The 15,678-nt window shown below is 44.7% G+C and carries 15 protein-coding genes and 2 pseudogenes; 5 read left to right on the plus strand and 12 right to left on the minus strand.

The window, feature by feature from the left end:
- Positions 1-8: 8 nt before the first annotated feature.
- The 11 genes from NI461_RS07755 to NI461_RS07805 all read right to left on the minus strand — a co-directional run bounded on the left by NI461_RS07755 (position 9) and on the right by NI461_RS07805 (position 9,733).
- A complete protein-coding gene (locus NI461_RS07755; protein WP_253156878.1) occupies positions 9-989 on the minus strand; it encodes a DNA polymerase III subunit delta' in 981 nt (326 codons plus the stop codon).
- 14 nt (positions 990-1,003) lie between these two features.
- Positions 1,004-1,765 carry a 3-deoxy-manno-octulosonate cytidylyltransferase gene (gene kdsB, locus NI461_RS07760; protein ID WP_174659607.1) on the minus strand — a complete coding sequence of 254 codons (762 nt, stop codon included), beginning with the start codon at positions 1,763-1,765 and terminating at the stop codon, positions 1,004-1,006.
- 12 nt (positions 1,766-1,777) lie between these two features.
- Positions 1,778-2,782: a tetraacyldisaccharide 4'-kinase gene (gene lpxK, locus NI461_RS07765; protein WP_151205059.1), complete on the minus strand. Its 1,005-nt coding sequence runs from the start codon at positions 2,780-2,782 to the stop codon at positions 1,778-1,780.
- Between the two features lie 3 nt (positions 2,783-2,785).
- Positions 2,786-4,513: a lipid A export permease/ATP-binding protein MsbA gene (gene msbA / locus NI461_RS07770; RefSeq protein ID WP_174659606.1), complete on the minus strand. Its 1,728-nt coding sequence runs from the start codon at positions 4,511-4,513 to the stop codon at positions 2,786-2,788.
- Positions 4,513-4,935, minus strand: a complete 423-nt coding sequence (locus NI461_RS07775; RefSeq protein WP_151205061.1) for a biopolymer transporter ExbD — start codon at positions 4,933-4,935, stop codon at positions 4,513-4,515. The genes msbA and NI461_RS07775 overlap by 1 nt, the downstream gene beginning before the upstream one ends.
- A 9-nt stretch (positions 4,936-4,944) precedes the next feature.
- Positions 4,945-5,583 (minus strand): MotA/TolQ/ExbB proton channel family protein, encoded by a 639-nt coding sequence (locus tag NI461_RS07780; protein WP_174659605.1) that lies wholly within the window; start codon positions 5,581-5,583, stop codon positions 4,945-4,947.
- Positions 5,584-5,620: 37 nt separating this feature from the next.
- Positions 5,621-6,508 carry a ParB/RepB/Spo0J family partition protein gene (locus NI461_RS07785; protein ID WP_174659604.1) on the minus strand — a complete coding sequence of 296 codons (888 nt, stop codon included), beginning with the start codon at positions 6,506-6,508 and terminating at the stop codon, positions 5,621-5,623.
- Positions 6,505-7,287 (minus strand): ParA family protein, encoded by a 783-nt coding sequence (locus NI461_RS07790; RefSeq protein ID WP_151204526.1) that lies wholly within the window; start codon positions 7,285-7,287, stop codon positions 6,505-6,507. The genes NI461_RS07785 and NI461_RS07790 overlap by 4 nt, the downstream gene beginning before the upstream one ends.
- A 24-nt stretch (positions 7,288-7,311) precedes the next feature.
- Positions 7,312-7,944: a 16S rRNA (guanine(527)-N(7))-methyltransferase RsmG gene (gene rsmG / locus NI461_RS07795; protein ID WP_151206801.1), complete on the minus strand. Its 633-nt coding sequence runs from the start codon at positions 7,942-7,944 to the stop codon at positions 7,312-7,314.
- An 85-nt stretch (positions 7,945-8,029) separates the two neighbouring features.
- Positions 8,030-8,719, minus strand: a complete 690-nt coding sequence (gene murU, locus NI461_RS07800; RefSeq protein ID WP_174659603.1) for an N-acetylmuramate alpha-1-phosphate uridylyltransferase MurU — start codon at positions 8,717-8,719, stop codon at positions 8,030-8,032.
- A complete protein-coding gene (locus NI461_RS07805) occupies positions 8,720-9,733 on the minus strand; it encodes a phosphotransferase (RefSeq protein ID WP_151206799.1) in 1,014 nt (337 codons plus the stop codon).
- A 121-nt stretch (positions 9,734-9,854) separates the two neighbouring features.
- On the opposite strand from NI461_RS07805, the gene NI461_RS07810 reads away from it, so the two are divergent.
- The 4 genes and pseudogenes from NI461_RS07810 (at position 9,855) to NI461_RS07820 (ending at position 14,494) form a co-directional block, all read left to right on the plus strand.
- Complete coding sequence (locus NI461_RS07810; protein WP_174659602.1) at positions 9,855-12,305, plus strand: LPS-assembly protein LptD; 2,451 nt, start codon at positions 9,855-9,857, stop codon at positions 12,303-12,305.
- Positions 12,305-13,618 (plus strand): peptidylprolyl isomerase, encoded by a 1,314-nt coding sequence (locus NI461_RS07815; protein ID WP_174659601.1) that lies wholly within the window; start codon positions 12,305-12,307, stop codon positions 13,616-13,618. Before NI461_RS07810 ends, NI461_RS07815 begins: the two co-directional genes overlap by 1 nt.
- A gap of 282 nt (positions 13,619-13,900) precedes the next feature.
- Positions 13,901-14,048 (plus strand): annotated as a pseudogene (locus tag NI461_RS14285) (IS982 family transposase); the annotation flags it as partial.
- Between the two features lie 239 nt (positions 14,049-14,287).
- Positions 14,288-14,494 (plus strand): KTSC domain-containing protein, encoded by a 207-nt coding sequence (locus NI461_RS07820; protein WP_151204532.1) that lies wholly within the window; start codon positions 14,288-14,290, stop codon positions 14,492-14,494.
- Positions 14,495-14,788: 294 nt separating this feature from the next.
- Here NI461_RS07820 and NI461_RS07825 read toward each other — a convergent pair whose 3' ends face one another.
- On the minus strand, positions 14,789-15,007 hold the full coding sequence (locus tag NI461_RS07825) for a DUF1653 domain-containing protein (protein WP_151204533.1): 219 nt from the start codon (positions 15,005-15,007) through the stop codon (positions 14,789-14,791).
- A 232-nt stretch (positions 15,008-15,239) separates the two neighbouring features.
- Between NI461_RS07825 and NI461_RS07830 the strand changes: the two are divergent.
- Positions 15,240-15,678 (plus strand): annotated as a pseudogene (locus tag NI461_RS07830) (alkyl hydroperoxide reductase subunit F); the annotation flags it as partial.

The following is a 15,678-nucleotide window of genomic DNA, read 5'->3' on the forward strand; positions in this document are numbered from 1 at the left end:
CCCCTTAATTAAAGATTCATCAGTTTGATACACAATTCATCGAGTACCAGATTACTTTGTACGTTCTGCTCGAGATATCGCTTGGCTTGCTGAAAATCTTCATAAATCTTAAAAAGTGTTTCTAATGAATATTGTTCGGCCAGCACATCGAAGTTCAAATCAATGTTTTTTACCGCCTGATTTAGCTTGACACAAATCAAATCGGACAACAAGTATTCAAACATTTGACCAAATTCACCAAAACTCAAGCTTTTATTCCACTTGGTCGCAATTGCCATCGGCATATTTTTTTGGGTGACCAGTTTGGTCCAGTCTGCCAGAAATTCCTGACGTAAAGGCAGCCAGCTACCTTGAGCCACTTCAACTGCCTGTAAAGGCATATGATTTGACAGGCTCATCAGCAGCTGTTGCTGGCTTGAACCTGCGTCAGGCAATTGTTGCTGCACATACGCACTAAACTGCTCAGCTGAAATCCGGTCCAAAGCAAAGTGTTGCAGGCGACTCCGGATTGTGGCCGGTAATTTCAGATAATGATCGGCGAGCAGGATAATAACAATATTTTCACCCGGCTCTTCCAGGGTTTTTAACAAGGCATTCGAAGAGGCAATATTCAGGGCTTCTGCCGGTTCAATCACAATGACCCGCCAGCCATCTACGGTCTGTTGCACAAAAGGCAAAAGATCGCGGATTTTTTCAATCCTGATTTTGGCGTTCTGTTTTTTATTGTCTTCATCCGTGCTGATGTGCACATAATTCGGATGGGTATCGGCTTTGAGCCACTGACAGCTGCCGCATTCACCACAGGCCCCGGCAGGCTGACGATTCAGGCACAATATCCAAGCCAAAAACTGCTGGCTAAAAGCTTCTTTACCGCAACCTTTTTTCCCATAAAATAATAACCCATGCCCCAGTTTGGGAAAACGGCCAGTCAACGTTTCCCAAACCTGTTGCTGCCATGGATAAATCTGTGCTTTGACATCAAAAGGCATGTATTTGACTCTTCTTAGGCAAAATGGGAAAGATCCATCTGATTCAATCGATCCAGATCTTCCTGGGTATCCACCCCTGGCGGCAAGCTGGCTTGGGCCACCGCAATGGCAATACGGTGTCCATTTTCCAGTACCCGTAATTGTTCTAGAGATTCCAGTTTCTCTAACACACCCATTTCCCAGGTCACATATTCTTGCAACAGTTTGACCCGATAGGCATATAGGCCTAAATGACGATAAGCCTGATCATGCAGCTTTGGTTCAGCCAGCTTGGCTCCCTCACGGTCATAAGGAATGGTGGCACGGCTAAAATACAGTGCTTGATTGTGTTTTGACATCACCACTTTAACAATGCTGTCACGCTTAAATTCTGCTAGCTGATAAATAGGCTCACATAGCGTCGACATCGAGCAGGTTGGCTGATCTTCCAACAACTGCGCCACCTGCTTCACCAGTTGTGCCGGCAGTAAAGGTTCATCGCCCTGCACGTTTACAATGATGTCATCACTCGCCCAACCCTTGATTCGAGCCACTTCGCTTAAACGGTCCGTACCGGAAGGATGATCAGCTGAAGTCAGCACCACATCCACACCTTCGGCTTGGCAGACTTCTGCAATACGTTGATCATCGGTCGCCACACACAGATCGTCAAAACCTTGCACTTTTTTAGCCTGATCGACCACACGCAGAATCATGGGACGTCCATGAATATTCAGCAAAGGTTTACCAGGTAAACGTGAACTCGAAAATCGTGCAGGAATGACTATATGTTTCATCGAAAATAAACCTTAGGAAATGGAAATACCCTGTTGGAGCAATTGCTGTTGTAATACCGAATAACAGGCATCAGACAAGACCGCATTTACCGGCACCACCCAGATTTCACGCTGATAATCTGGGTATTTCTGGAGCAATGTCATCATTTTGACCGCATCTTTTTCAGTGGTAATGATGGGATGATTATCTTCAAATTGCAGATCTTCAATTGCATAATCATGATGATCTGGAAATTCATGGCACTGGAACTGCTGCAAACCAAGGCTTTTTAGCGTCTGATAAAAACGTTGTGGAAAACCAATACCGACCACGGCATAAAAATTAGTTTCAGGATCAAAGCTTTTACTACTGTCCTGATTCAATAGATAAGGCTGTGAGGCGGCCAGATGCATATGTAAAGAAGAGGTCGGATTGGCGGCATGTTCAATGATGGTACCCGTCTCCAGCCGCGTCACCGGTTCACGCAGATAACCTTCTGGCAAGAGCTTCTGGTTGCCCAGACCGCGATTATTGTCCAGCACAATCCACTCAATCTGACGATTTAAAGCCCAGTGCTGTAAACCATCATCGCAGATCACCAGATCCAGCGCATGCTTTTCCAGTAAAAGCTCAATACTTTTCTGCCGATTAGGCCCTACGGCCATCGGCACACCGGTCGCCTGAACAATCAAGGCAGGTTCATCTCCCACCACCTCTGGTGCAGTATTTAAATCGACATAAGCAGGAAAAGCACCTTTCCCGCCATAGCCCCGGCTAATCACCCCGACCCGCACACCTTTTTGCGTTAAATACTCTACCAAGTGAATCAGTAAAGGAGTTTTACCACTCCCTCCTACTGTAATATTGCCAATCACCATAACCGGAACAGGAGCCGTATAACTGGTCTTGATTCCTTTGCGGTAAAGCCACTGATTGCTCACAAAACCCAGACGATAGAGCCATGACAACGGACGCAGCACCACCAGCCACTTTGCCTGTGCATTCCAAGCATCCTGAATGATCTGTGCCAAAGCCATGACTTAAGACTCCTCGAAGTTACGTTGATGCAGCTGATAATACGCTCCTTGACACGCGATCAGTTCGGCATGGCTGCCCTGCTCGACAATACGTCCCTGATCCATCACCACAATCCGGTCTGCATTTTCAATCGTGGAGAGGCGGTGAGCAATCACAATAGTCGTACGACCTTGCATGGCCTGATCAAAAGCACGCTGAATATAATATTCAGATTCATTATCCAGCGCACTCGTGGCTTCATCCAGAATCAGAATCGGTGCATCTTTCAAGATTGCCCGGGCAATCGCAATACGTTGACGCTGTCCGCCAGACAAGTTCAAGCCTTGAGCACCCAGAGGGGTATCATAGCCCTGTGGTAAAGCCATAATAAAATCATGCGCATAAGCCGCTTTAGCCGCTGCAATCACTTCTGCATCCGTGGCATTTTCCAGCTGACCATAGGCAATATTTTCACGTACAGTACGGTTAAACAGCACGACTTGCTGGTTCACCATCGCAATCTGGGTGCGTAAAGCGGTGAGCTCAAAATCAGTAATCGGTTTTTGATCCAGTAAAATCTGCCCCGAGCTCACTTCCTGATAACGGACCAACAGATTGACCAGCGAGGTTTTACCGGCACCAGAACGCCCGACCAGCGCTACGGTTTCACCTGCTTTAACTTTCAGACTGAAATCATGAATTGCATGATGGCCATCTGCATAGATCAGATTGACCTTTTCAAACTGGATCTCGCCTTTTAATGAATCGGTCAGCGTTCCGCTATTCTGCTCTTCCGGCATATCTAGAAGGTCAAAGACTGAATGTGCTGCTGCCATACCGCGCTGAATTTTCTCATTTACATCGGTCAAGGCTTTGATTGGTCTAGCCAGCATGCCGGCAGCGGTAATATAAGCCACAAATTCACCCGCAGAAGTGTCGCGTAGGATCTCTGGGCGCAAGGCAATAAACATCACAATGCTGAGGGAAATAGACATGATCAGCTGTACAACCGGACTGTTCAGCTGCTGTACCGCAACCATTTTCAAACCACGGCGCAGGTTTTCCATCGAGTTATAGCGAAAACGCTCCTGCTCATAACTCTGACCACCAAAACCTTTTACAACCAGATTGGCATTGACCGTTTCCTGCACCACATGGTTGACATCGCCCATCGTGTCCTGCACCTGCTGAGAAAGCCGGCGCATGCGTTTGGCCGCCTGACGAATAATCAAGCCGATGACTGGTCCAAAAACCAGAATACATAAGGTCAAACGCCAGTTGCTATATAGGAGATAGCCCAACAAAGCAATGGTGATCAAACCTTGCTGTATGATGGTTCTGAGTGCTTCTGTTGAGGCTCCTGTGAGCTGCTCGACGTTATACATGATTTTAGCCGTAATATGGCCGCTGGTATTGTCGAGAAAATATTGTGCGGGTAAACGCAATAATTTCGCAAACACTTCCTGCCGGATATTAAACACCAGATTACGGGAAATGACCGCCGTATAATAGCCACCCAGAAACAGCCCCAGACCACGGAAGAACATCAATATAACGACCAGGAAAGGGAAAAGTGAAGTAAAGCCCTGATCTCGATTTTCAATTGCCTCAATAATATGTTCCAGTAATTTGGCGACAGAAACCTCTGTTGCCGCATTAATGGTAAAACCCAGAAGAACAAGCAGTGCTATTCCCCAGAAGGGCTTTAAATAACTTAGCAGGCGAAGATAGACCTTGAAATCGTGCTTCACTAATAACCTCGAGTTGGTACTTTCGTACTGATATTGACATTCACAAAGCCAAGCTGCCCTGCTACATCCATGACACGAATAACATCCTGATGACTTGCTTTTGCATCCGCTGCAATCACAAACATTAAATCACGGCGCTCATTCGAAATCTGTTTAATTGCGGTATTAAGATCAGCCGCTTCTTTACTCGCTATAGACTGACCGTTGACCGCATAGTGACCATTGGCATCTACAATCACTTCAATTTTCTGATCAAAATTTTTCGGTGGCACCCCCTGTGCATCAGGCAATGTCAGGTTCATCCGGCTCATCTGGTTAAACGTGGTAGACAGCAATAAAAACACCAGAATAAACAGCAGACAGTCAATCATCGGCGTGAGATTGATATGCACATCCTCGACCTGATTGCGTTTAAATTTCATCGCCTGCTCCTAACCTGCTTTCTTGATGTGTTCTTTGACATCCGAAGCATGGCGGTAGAACAAGCTAGCATGAAACAAGGTCGCCTGCTGTTCAAGTTCTGCGACATATTCCTGTACCAGACGCTGAAAATAACGATGTGCAAACACCGCAGGAACTGCAATCAACATCCCAGCTGCTGTGGTGATCAGGGCTTTAGAAATTCCCGGCATCATCAGCACCGGATCACTGTTTGTGCCAATATCAATCATCAGAAAGGATTCAATAATTCCGATCACGGTTCCGAGCAAACCCAGCAACGGAGCTACTGCGCTTAAAGTCCCCAGAAAATTGATATTTTTTTCTAAATAGGTGATTTCCTGAGATGCCATCGCTTCCATCTGCGCGCGGGCATACTGCTCGGACTCATCACGTGCCTCTGCACCGACACTAAAGATCCGCCCCAATGCGCTGCTTTTTAAGGTCGCACTCTGCTGCAGCTTTTCGATGGCCTCATCTGCCCCCTGTGTCGGACCTATCAGAAGTGAGCTTGGCAGTACCAGACTCTTTTTTAAGCGAATGAGCCGCTCGACCGAAATTGCGACCATAAAAATCGAACACAATACCAGCGGCAGCATAAGCCAACCGCCTGCTTTGACCAATTCCCACATCTGATTTATTCCCCAATAAAAACAAATTATAAATTATTTATTCATCACCCAAAATTGCAAGAATACCATCCAGCTCTTCCAGAGAGTGATAGCTGATCACCAATTTTCCTTTACCTTGGCGGTTATAGTCAATTTTAACGTCTGCACTGAAACGTTCAGATAAACGCTGGCTTAATTGCTGAATATCCGGTGCGATTGCCGCTTTCTGCTTTTCTGTTTTAGGCATATTGAAATCACGCACCAGCTGTTCAGTCTGACGTACCGACAAACTCTTTTCAATCACCATATCGGCAACTTTCAGCTGATCTTTGGCTTTTAAGGTCAGGATGGCACGCGCATGCCCCATATCCAGCAAGCCCTGCTGCATAAAGTCCTTGACTTCTTCTGCCAAGGTCAACAGGCGCAGCAGGTTACTGACGGTGGTACGTGCTTTACCGACCGTATCGGCAATTTCCTGATGACTCAGACCAAACTCATCATGGAAGCGCTGCAAGGCCATTGCCTGATCAATCGGATTCAGATCCTGACGCTGGATATTTTCAATCAGGGCCAGTGCAATCGCCACCTGATCATTCAGATTACGGACAATTGCCGGAATCTCTGTCAGGCCCGCCAGTTGCGCCGCACGCCAGCGACGTTCGCCCGCAATAATTTCATATGGATAACGTTCATCATCGACCGGACGAATTACGATAGGCTGCATGATGCCATGCTTTTCAATCGAGGCTGCCAGTTCCTGCAAATCCTGTTCTTTAATATGACGGCGAGGCTGGTATTCACCACGTTTGAGCAAATTTACATCAATCTGTTTCAACTGGCCATGATCGAGGCCTTGAGCTTCAAGTTGTAATTTTTCTTTTTGAATTGATCCTAGCAAGGCATCCAAACCACGACCTTTGGCGAGTCCACGTTTCTTGACGGTCATGCTTTACTTCCTTTTTTCACTCTGCTTTTCTTTAATACTTCAGCCGCCAGATTTAAATAAGCGACTGCACCCTTTGAGCTTTTCTCAAAATAAATTACCGGCAAACCGTGTGCCGGAGCTTCTGCCAGACGGACATTACGCGGGATCACGGTGTCATACAGCTTTTGCCCAAAATATTGTTCGAGTTCTTCAGAAACATCACGAGTCAGGGCATTACGTGCATCATACATGGTACGTAACACACCCACGATTTGGAGTTCCGGATTCAGCGCCTGCTGGATCCGATCAATGGTCTGGGTCAGATCTGCCAACCCCTCCAGCGCATAGTACTCACACTGCATTGGAATAATCACGCCATCGACTGCAGCCAGAGCATTGACAGTAATCAGACTCAAACTTGGAGCACAGTCCACAATAATATAGTCGAATGCAGATTCGACTTCCTGCAATGCTTCGCGCAAAATGAACTCGCGCCCTTTTTGCTCCGCAATCGCCAGCTCTACCCCGGCCAGGTCACGGTTGGCACCTAAAACCTTATAACCGACTTCCGCCTTGGTAATAGCGGTTTCAATCGGCACTTCACCCAGCAATACGTCCGTAATCGAATACAGCAGGTCATTCTTTTGAATGCCTGAGCCCATGGTCGCGTTTCCCTGTGAATCCATATCCACCAGTAAAACACGTTTTTTTAACACAGCTAAGGATGCCGCCAAATTTACTGCGGTTGTGGTTTTACCGACACCACCCTTTTGGTTTGCAATCGCAATAATTTGTGCCATGTTGACCCCAATCCTTTGAAAATATCAAATATGTTTTAATAAAAGTAAATGACGCTGTTCGTCTAAACGCGGAACTTTCAGCTCAATAACCTGACAGCTAAACTCATCTTTTAATGCATCCACTTCATCGGCAGGAATCAAGCCTTTCATAGAGGCAATAATACTTTGCTCATGCATATACGGCCGAGAGGCATTGACAAAGTCAGTCAATGAGGCAAATGCACGACTGGTAATCACATCAAACTGGCCCAGCTCATTGATACTGTCTTCATTTTCTACACGGGTTTGTACCGCGATGACATTTTTTAATTTTAAATCAGCAATAAACTGCTTCAGGAAACGGATTTTCTTACCGTTTGAATCGAGTAGCACACATTCACGCTCCGGCTGACAAAGCGCAATAATCATACCCGGCATACCGCCACCTGTGCCAATATCCAGCAGACGACCTGCTGGCAGATCTTTCAAGATGCTCAGACTATCAAGCAGATGCTTGACCAGCATCTCCTTAGGATCACGAATCGCGGTCAAATTGTATGCTTTATTCCAAAGTACCAAAGCATCCTGGTACTTAAGTAATAAATTTAAAGCTTCATCAGACAGCACTAAACCTAAAGCCTGGCTACCCTGCTTTAGTTCTTGAAAAAACGTGTGCATAAACAATCAACGCTCGAAAAAGTTAGGTGGAAGTATACCGATTTCTCTATATTGGGACAGTAGGGAGTGCTTAGTGAATATTCACTTAAGTAGACTTCCCTTCACGGATCGCCAAATCCAGTGCAGTTAAACGTTCAGGTGTGCCCACATCCACCCAAAGACCGGATAGTTTAGAGGCAGCGACCTTGTTTTCCAGCATCGCCGCTTTTAATAAAGGTGCTAAAGGACGCTTTCCGGCCTCCAGTCCCTCAAACATTTTAGGATCAATCACCGATACACCGCTAAAGGTCAGGTTTTCACCTGTGACTGACTGCTCAAAGGTATATGCCTTTCCTTCAGCCAGCGTAAAGTCACCTTGCGGATGCTGCTCCGGATTTTGCACCAGAACCAGATGAGCCAGATTTTCAGCCAGCTCAATCTTTAATAGCGGCGCAAAATCCATCGTGGTCCAGACATCACCATTGACCAGAATAAATGGCTCATCTCCTAATAATGGTAAGGCATTGATAATACCCCCCGCCGTTTCCAAGCCTTCAGCCTCACGTGTCCAGCGAATATTGACACCAAACTGCGAACCATCACCCAGTGCACCAATCAGCACATCGGCCAGCCAGGCAGAGTTGATGACAATTTCAGTCACTCCAATCTGTTTAAGCTTTTCAATATGCCAAACAATTAAAGGCTTACCACCCACTTCAAGCAATGGCTTTGGTTTATAGAGAGTTAATGGACGCATGCGATTACCAAGGCCCGCAGCTAAAATCATGGCTTTCATTTAAGCAGCCACCTCGTATAAACCATATTTTGCTTCAAAGGCTGGCATGACTTTTTCATGCATGAATTGCATGAATGGCTGTAATTCTGCATACGGTTTGGTCTCTTGCAGCAGATACCACATCACCCGTGGCAGGTCTTTGAGATAAGCTGATTTACCATCGCGTTCAAACAAACGTACAAAAATACCCAAAATCTTGATATGACGCTGAATCGCCATCATATCGGCATCTTTTTTAAACTGCTCAAAATCACGTTCTTGCTTGGATGCTGCCGGTAACAGGTCGTAGAATATTTTAAACCACTGATAGACGCGGTCTGCATTCCACTGTACATAAGCATCACGAGTGATTGAAATCAGGTCATAGGTATCTGCACCGATCACCGCATCCTGAAAATCAATCACGCCCAGCTCAGTCTCATTCTCAATTTTCATCAGGTTACGGCTATGAAAATCACGATGTACAATCACTTGTGGCTGTGCCAGAGCCGCATTGGCCAGAATTGCAAAAGTACGTTTAATCAGAGCAGTATCAGCTTCTGTCGGCTGAATTTCTAGAGCTGGCAACATCCAGTCCGTCAGCAACTCCATTTCTGAAATCAGCTTTTCATAAGAATAGACAGGAAGCTGACCTTCTCCCGGGATTGATTGTAACTGGATTAACTGCTTAAAACTCTGCTCATAATAGGCATCCACCGTTTCATCATTCAGCAGATTGGACAGCAATACATCACCAAAATCTTCTAGCAGCAAAAAGCCTTGTTTCAAGTCTTTGGACACGATATGCGGAACGCGAACGCCATGTGCATCAAAAAACTCATCAATCGTCACAAAAGGCACACAATCTTCTTTTTCTGGAGGTGCATCCATGAGCATAAATGTTTTATTATTCAGTTTGATTCGTGCATAACGACGGAAGCTAGCATCGCCTGCTAAAAAATGAGTTTCAAACTGATCTGAACCAAGTACAGAGGCAATCCAGGATTGTATTGATTGTTCGCGTGGTGTGTTCATTTGCAATATATTCTAATACAGGCTGAGTTTTTAAAGTGCTAAGTGTAGCTACTTATCAACTTTTTCTCTATGATGCGACAATAATTAATTGCGATAAAAGCATGATTGGTTAATGAGACAAATGAAGCATCACTTTAAAATCAACCCTCTAGCGACTGCGATCTTAACCCTTTTATGTGGCAGCTCAGCATCAAGCTATGCTGCATCAACTGTCTCATCCGATGTAAATGCAGAACAACTCAAACAGCACATTAATGAGACCTATCCAGGTGAAGCATTTTTCTCCCAGTATTATATCGACAAGTCTGCTCCAGAAGCCCAGCAGCGCCAAGGCAAAGCGTTAAGTTCAGCTTATTGTGAGGGTGCCTGGATTACCCCGATTTCACCGGATACACCGGCGATTGATCCAGAACAGGCGACTTCGACTATTACGGCAGATTATGGACATTATAATCCGACAGGTGATTCTTATCTGGAAGGTAATGTACTTATAGACCAGCAAGGCCGCCAGATTCGTGCAGAAAGAGTCACCATTGATCAGACTCAAACCTATGCCCAGGCAGAAGGACATGTGCAGCTTGCACAGGGCGGCCTGATCTCGCAAAGTGATGATATCAATTATAATTTAAAAACCCAGCAAGGCGACCTGAACAACAGTTTTTATATTTCAGAACAGCAACATGCCCATGGCCGTGCAGAAAAGATTGCCAAAACCTCAGACAATACCCTCGAGCTGGAAAATGCCACTTATTCCACCTGTCCACCTGAGCAAAAACCGACCTGGAAAATTCAGGCAGACGAAATCAAGCTAAACCAGGAAACCGGGCGCGGGGAAACTCGCAATACCAAACTATACGTTAAAGACGTTCCCGTTTTGGCGGTGCCTTATTTCAACTTCCCGATTGATGACCGCCGCACGACAGGTATTCTCACCCCAACCTTTGGCTTTACCAATGATGGCGGCCTGGAACTTGGTGTACCCGTCTATTTAAATCTGGCGCCACAATATGATGCGACTGTGACGCCGCGGTATATCGGTGACCGTGGTGCGATGCTGGATGCGGAGTTCCGCTACTTAACTGAAAACTTTGGTGCAGGCCAGATCTGGGGAGGCTATCTGCCGTCCGACGAAAGCTATGACAATGAAGACCGGAAAAACCTGCATTTCCTGCATAACTGGCAAATCAATGATCAGTTTTCTACCCATTTAGAGTATAACTATGCGTCGGACAAAGATTTTTTCTCTGATCTGGACAACAACCCCGATTCAAAAACTGACCTAAACCTGCGCCGTGCATGGGAACTGAACTATCAAAATGGTATTCCTGGACTGAAAGCGCTCTTCAAAGTTGAAGATTTCCAGACGCTTGATTCGAGTGTGTCCGATGAAGACCGCCCTTATGCCCGTTTGCCACAGCTTTTGGTGAATTATAAACGGGGCAATCCGCTTGGTTTCGAGGCTGAGTTTAATAACGATACCGCCTATTTCCAGAAAGATCTGAGAAATATTAAAGAGGCCAATCCAAATGGTACTGTTTATCAACCAAGTGGAACGCGAATCTATAATGACTTTTCGGTACGTTATAATCATCGTACGCCGTGGTCATTTATCATTCCAGAAGTATCTGTCCGTAACATCAATACTTTTTATGATGAAGAAACTCAGAACCGCAGCTCATCCAGTGAGAACCATTCGGTGGTGGTACCAGAATTTACGCTGGATACGGGCCTGACCTTCGAAAAAGAAGGGCGTTATTTACAAACCTTAAGCCCTCGCCTGTTCTATGCTTATTCACCCTATGAAAATCAGCAAAACCAGCCGAATTTTGACTCAGTGGTGGCATCAATTAATTATGATCAACTATTCAGTCCACGCCGTTTTTATGGCCATGACCGTTTAGAAGACAATAACTTCGCATCTTTAGGGCTGAGCTACAGCCTATTTAATGAAGACGGTCTAGAGCGTTTACGTGCCAGTATCGGCCAAAGTTTCTTTTTTGAAGACCGCCGTGTAACCCTGGAACAAGACACGGATAAGTTTGACCGTGAAAGCCATACTGGCCCTGTGATTCAGCTAACCAGCCAACTTTCCAGCAATCTCCATGTCAATCTTAACTCCAGCTGGATGTCCAATGGCGATAATGCCCAGCGCGATTTGCAGGTTTATTATACGGGTGACCAGGGCAACCTGTATAACTTAGGCTATTTCTATCGCAAAGATATTCCAGAGCGCCAGGATCGTTATGATCAGGTGGTGGGCTCATTTATCCAGCCCATTGCCAACAACTGGCGTCTGGTTGGACATGCCCAGTTTGATCTGGACAATAGCGTGGCACGTGAATATTTACTTGGCGTAAACTATGAGTCATGCTGTTGGGGCATGTCGGTATATGGACGTTCATATTATAATGACCTGGACGATGTGAATGATTCAGGCGTCAAAGCCAAACGCGCAATTATGGCTGAAGTGACCTTGAAAGGCCTCGGTGGGTTAAGCAACAAACTCACTTCATTACTAGAAAATCGCATTCTAGGTTTTAACAATATCAATCAAACTTGGACAGAACGTTAATGAAGACAAAACAGTTAAAACATTTTTTTAAAGCGACCGCATTGGCACTGTGCCTTTCTTCAGCAATGACCACGTTTGCTATTGCTCAACCTAAAGATGAAGTCGTAGCTGTTGTCGACAATAGCGTTATTCTGCGTAGTGATCTGGCCCAAAGCGTAGCTGAAGTTACTCACCAGCTGAAAAAGCAGAACAAGCAGGTGCCACCCCAGCCCTATTTAGAGCAGCAGGCGTTGGAACAACTGATTTTACGTCAGGCACAACTGGAACAAGTGAAACGCTATAACATCCGTCCAGACGAAAAAGCGTTAAACGAAGCTGTATTGAAAGTTGCCCATGACTCTGGGTCATCGAGCCTCGAAGCCTTTCAGCAAAAACTGGATGCTATGGCACCAAATACCTATGCGTCTTTGCGTAACCGCATTGCGGAAGACTTGGCACTTAACCGCCTGCGCCAGCAAATTGTGACATCACGTATCCAGATTAGTGATCAGGACGTGAAAAACTTCCTGAATACACCACAAGGTCAAGCTTTGCTCGGCAGTCAGGTGCATGTCTTGCATTTACGTATTACAGGCGAACATGCTGCACAAGTGGTCAACCAGGTAAAAAATGAGCTGAGCAAGACCAACGATATTCAGGCTATCAGCAAAAAATATACCAGCGCTGATGTGCAGGTTGAAGCTGCTGATATGGGCATGCGCAACCTGGCAGAAGTGCCAGCCGAGCTTGCCGCACGTATTACGACGCTACAGCCTGGCCAGACCTCAGAACCGATTACGGCTGCTGACGGTGTACATATACTCAAGCTTCTGGAACGTAAAGGTGGTGAGAAAAAGGCGCTTGTTCCCCAGTACCTCACTCGGCATATTCTAATTCAGCCATCTGAAGTGGTAAGCCCTGAAAATGCCAAACAAATGATTGACAGCCTGTACAACCGCTTAAAACAGGGCGAAGACTTCACCGTGCTGGCTTCCACTTTCTCCAGTGATCCGGGTTCGGCCCGTGATGGCGGCAGCTTGGGCTGGGTAAGTCCGGGAGTGATGGTACCTGAGTTTGAAGAACGCATGAAAAATACACCTGTTGGCCAATTTAGCACACCATTCCAGTCTCAGTTTGGCTGGCATATTCTGCAAGTGACTGATACCCGTCAACAAGATATGACTCAGGAATATCAGGAGCGTATGGCACGCCAGATTTTGGGTGAGCGCCAATTTGATGCCGAACTGGACAGCTGGTTACGCGAAATCCGCAACAATGCTTATATTGAAGTTAAAGATCCGCAGCTTGACCCTAAACGCAACAATAAAGATTAAGGCGAAATTAACACGCCAGCTCTAAAACCTAATGCCGGTCAGTTTCAAAATTGACTGGCATTTTTTATTTCTTAAATTCTCGGGTGAAATGCAATAGAGCGTGATTTCTTAAAGCTCTAAGTTCATTTATAAATACTTCCACAGAATACTTAAAACCCACTCTTTCTTATTACTTCATTCAATTCCGATATAAAAAACAGTAAAGAAAAATCCTGTATTTACAACATATTTCTTTTAAAAAGATTTTATAAAATAAAAGCTTTTTATGAACCCTATTGCTGAATTATTTTGGACGATCTCTGCAAAAAAATTAATAAATCTTTAGAAAAAGTTTTAATTTCTGATTAAAAATTCAGCCTTAAGCTTGACTGAAATAATGACTATGGTCATCTCATTCTATCAATCTGGGTTTAGGTTCTTTAAATATTTTTATTGAAATGAATCAACTAATTATTGTGAGTGAGTCATATTTGGTGAGTTCAAAATTCTTGCTGAATATTTCACTAGAGCAGACTGAGACTATTTGTTAAGTATGAGCTAGCATTGCCATTAATCGCCATTACCTTCTAACAATCTTCTACCGATCCTTACAATTCAACTATACATCTTCAATGCCGGTTGGCATAAGTTCAAAACATAAGATAATAAATATTCAGTGGAGGAAAGCATATGCAAAACCTGCTAACCGTGATCTCATGGACGTATAGCCCTTCCAGCCGCCACCTGAAAATTATTTATAGTAATGGCGATATTGAACTGTACCATCCAGTTCCAGAATTTGTGTATAACAATCTGTTAAGACGTCAAGATAAAACGGCCTTTATACAAAAATATCTTGAATATAATCTACACTTTAACCGGATCGGTATTTATTAAAAGTCCACCAGACTAGCTGAACTATAAATTACTACGGAGTAACCTGCACAGACAGGAATATCTTGAGCATAAAATATAAATCCTGCTGAATCAGAGGAAAAATCAACTGCTTCAGCATGAGAAATGGGCTGATCAACCACCCATAAACCAACATTTGGCTTGAGTCATCGAGCCAAATGGCATCAACAAGAATAATAAGCCTTTCGTTCAATATCCAGTAAAATACCATTAAACATGCTTTATGCTGCTTCTTGATACAACGTGTGGAACCTTCTCCCTGCCATCTCTGAATGCTTAAAGTGCTCGCACCAGCTTAAACCGCTCTACCTCACGATCATCCGGGCAAGTAATTGTTTCTGTAAACATCAATAGTGGCCGAACCCAAATCGAATAATCACCATATAAACACTGATAAACCACCAATTTTTCTTCAGTCTCACTATGGGTCGCGACATGCAGCACCTGGTAAAGTTGCCCCTTATAATGCTGATAAATTCCACGTTGTAAGTCCATCGATCTGCTCCTTAAAACTCACGCTATATTAGCTAAAAAATAGTAATTTGCCGGCTAAGTTTACTTGAAAAATTAATTATTCATGCCATATATACGTCTGAAATTCATCATGAATCCCTCTATTAATTAACAAATACGATTAAACTAACAAAAATAAACTGTTTTGCCTATTCATGCATTTCTATTATCATTTACTTATCAAATAAATTTTACTCCCTTGGAGATGTTAGCAATGTTGGATCAAAATACTTCCGCCCAACTCAAAACCTTACTTGAACGCCTTAAAGCACCTATTGAGCTGGTGGCCACTTTAGATCAATCAGATAAATCTGCCAAAATCAAAGAACTGGTAGAAGAAGTTGCTGCTCTGTCTGATCGGGTGACTGCCCGTTTTGATGGTCAGAACAAACGTGTACCCAGCTTTGGAATTGCCAAAGCCGGTGAACAGCCACGGGTGTTCTTTGCAGGTTTGCCAATGGGCCATGAGTTTACTTCCCTGATTCTGGCATTGTTACAAACCTCGGGTTATGCCCCGAAAGTCTCTGATGAGGTGCTGGCTAATATTAAAAGCCTGAATATCCAGTCTGACTTCGATGTCTTTGTCTCTTTAAGCTGCCATAACTGTCCGGATGTGGTGCAGGCACTCAACCTGATTGCCATCTATAACCCGG

This window comes from Acinetobacter sp. S4400-12 (assembly GCF_024129495.1).
Taxonomy (GTDB): domain Bacteria; phylum Pseudomonadota; class Gammaproteobacteria; order Pseudomonadales; family Moraxellaceae; genus Acinetobacter; species Acinetobacter lwoffii_C.

What these genes read in the sequence shown, in the direction of transcription:
- NI461_RS07810 (WP_174659602.1), top strand. Translation starts at nt 9,855, where the DNA reads ATGAAGCATCACTTTAAAATCAACCCTCTAGCGACTGCGATCTTAACC.
- NI461_RS07825 (WP_151204533.1), bottom strand. Translation starts at nt 15,007, where the DNA reads ATGGACTTACAACGTGGAATTTATCAGCATTATAAGGGGCAACTTTAC.
- NI461_RS07775 (WP_151205061.1), bottom strand. Translation starts at nt 4,935, where the DNA reads ATGAAATTTAAACGCAATCAGGTCGAGGATGTGCATATCAATCTCACG.
- NI461_RS07820 (WP_151204532.1), top strand. Translation starts at nt 14,288, where the DNA reads ATGCAAAACCTGCTAACCGTGATCTCATGGACGTATAGCCCTTCCAGC.
- kdsB (WP_174659607.1), bottom strand. Translation starts at nt 1,765, where the DNA reads ATGAAACATATAGTCATTCCTGCACGATTTTCGAGTTCACGTTTACCT.
- NI461_RS07755 (WP_253156878.1), bottom strand. Translation starts at nt 989, where the DNA reads ATGCCTTTTGATGTCAAAGCACAGATTTATCCATGGCAGCAACAGGTT.
- NI461_RS07780 (WP_174659605.1), bottom strand. Translation starts at nt 5,583, where the DNA reads ATGTGGGAATTGGTCAAAGCAGGCGGTTGGCTTATGCTGCCGCTGGTA.
- NI461_RS07805 (WP_151206799.1), bottom strand. Translation starts at nt 9,733, where the DNA reads ATGAACACACCACGCGAACAATCAATACAATCCTGGATTGCCTCTGTA.
- lpxK (WP_151205059.1), bottom strand. Translation starts at nt 2,782, where the DNA reads ATGGCTTTGGCACAGATCATTCAGGATGCTTGGAATGCACAGGCAAAG.
- NI461_RS07815 (WP_174659601.1), top strand. Translation starts at nt 12,305, where the DNA reads ATGAAGACAAAACAGTTAAAACATTTTTTTAAAGCGACCGCATTGGCA.
- murU (WP_174659603.1), bottom strand. Translation starts at nt 8,719, where the DNA reads ATGAAAGCCATGATTTTAGCTGCGGGCCTTGGTAATCGCATGCGTCCA.
- rsmG (WP_151206801.1), bottom strand. Translation starts at nt 7,944, where the DNA reads ATGCACACGTTTTTTCAAGAACTAAAGCAGGGTAGCCAGGCTTTAGGT.
- NI461_RS07785 (WP_174659604.1), bottom strand. Translation starts at nt 6,508, where the DNA reads ATGACCGTCAAGAAACGTGGACTCGCCAAAGGTCGTGGTTTGGATGCC.
- NI461_RS07790 (WP_151204526.1), bottom strand. Translation starts at nt 7,287, where the DNA reads ATGGCACAAATTATTGCGATTGCAAACCAAAAGGGTGGTGTCGGTAAA.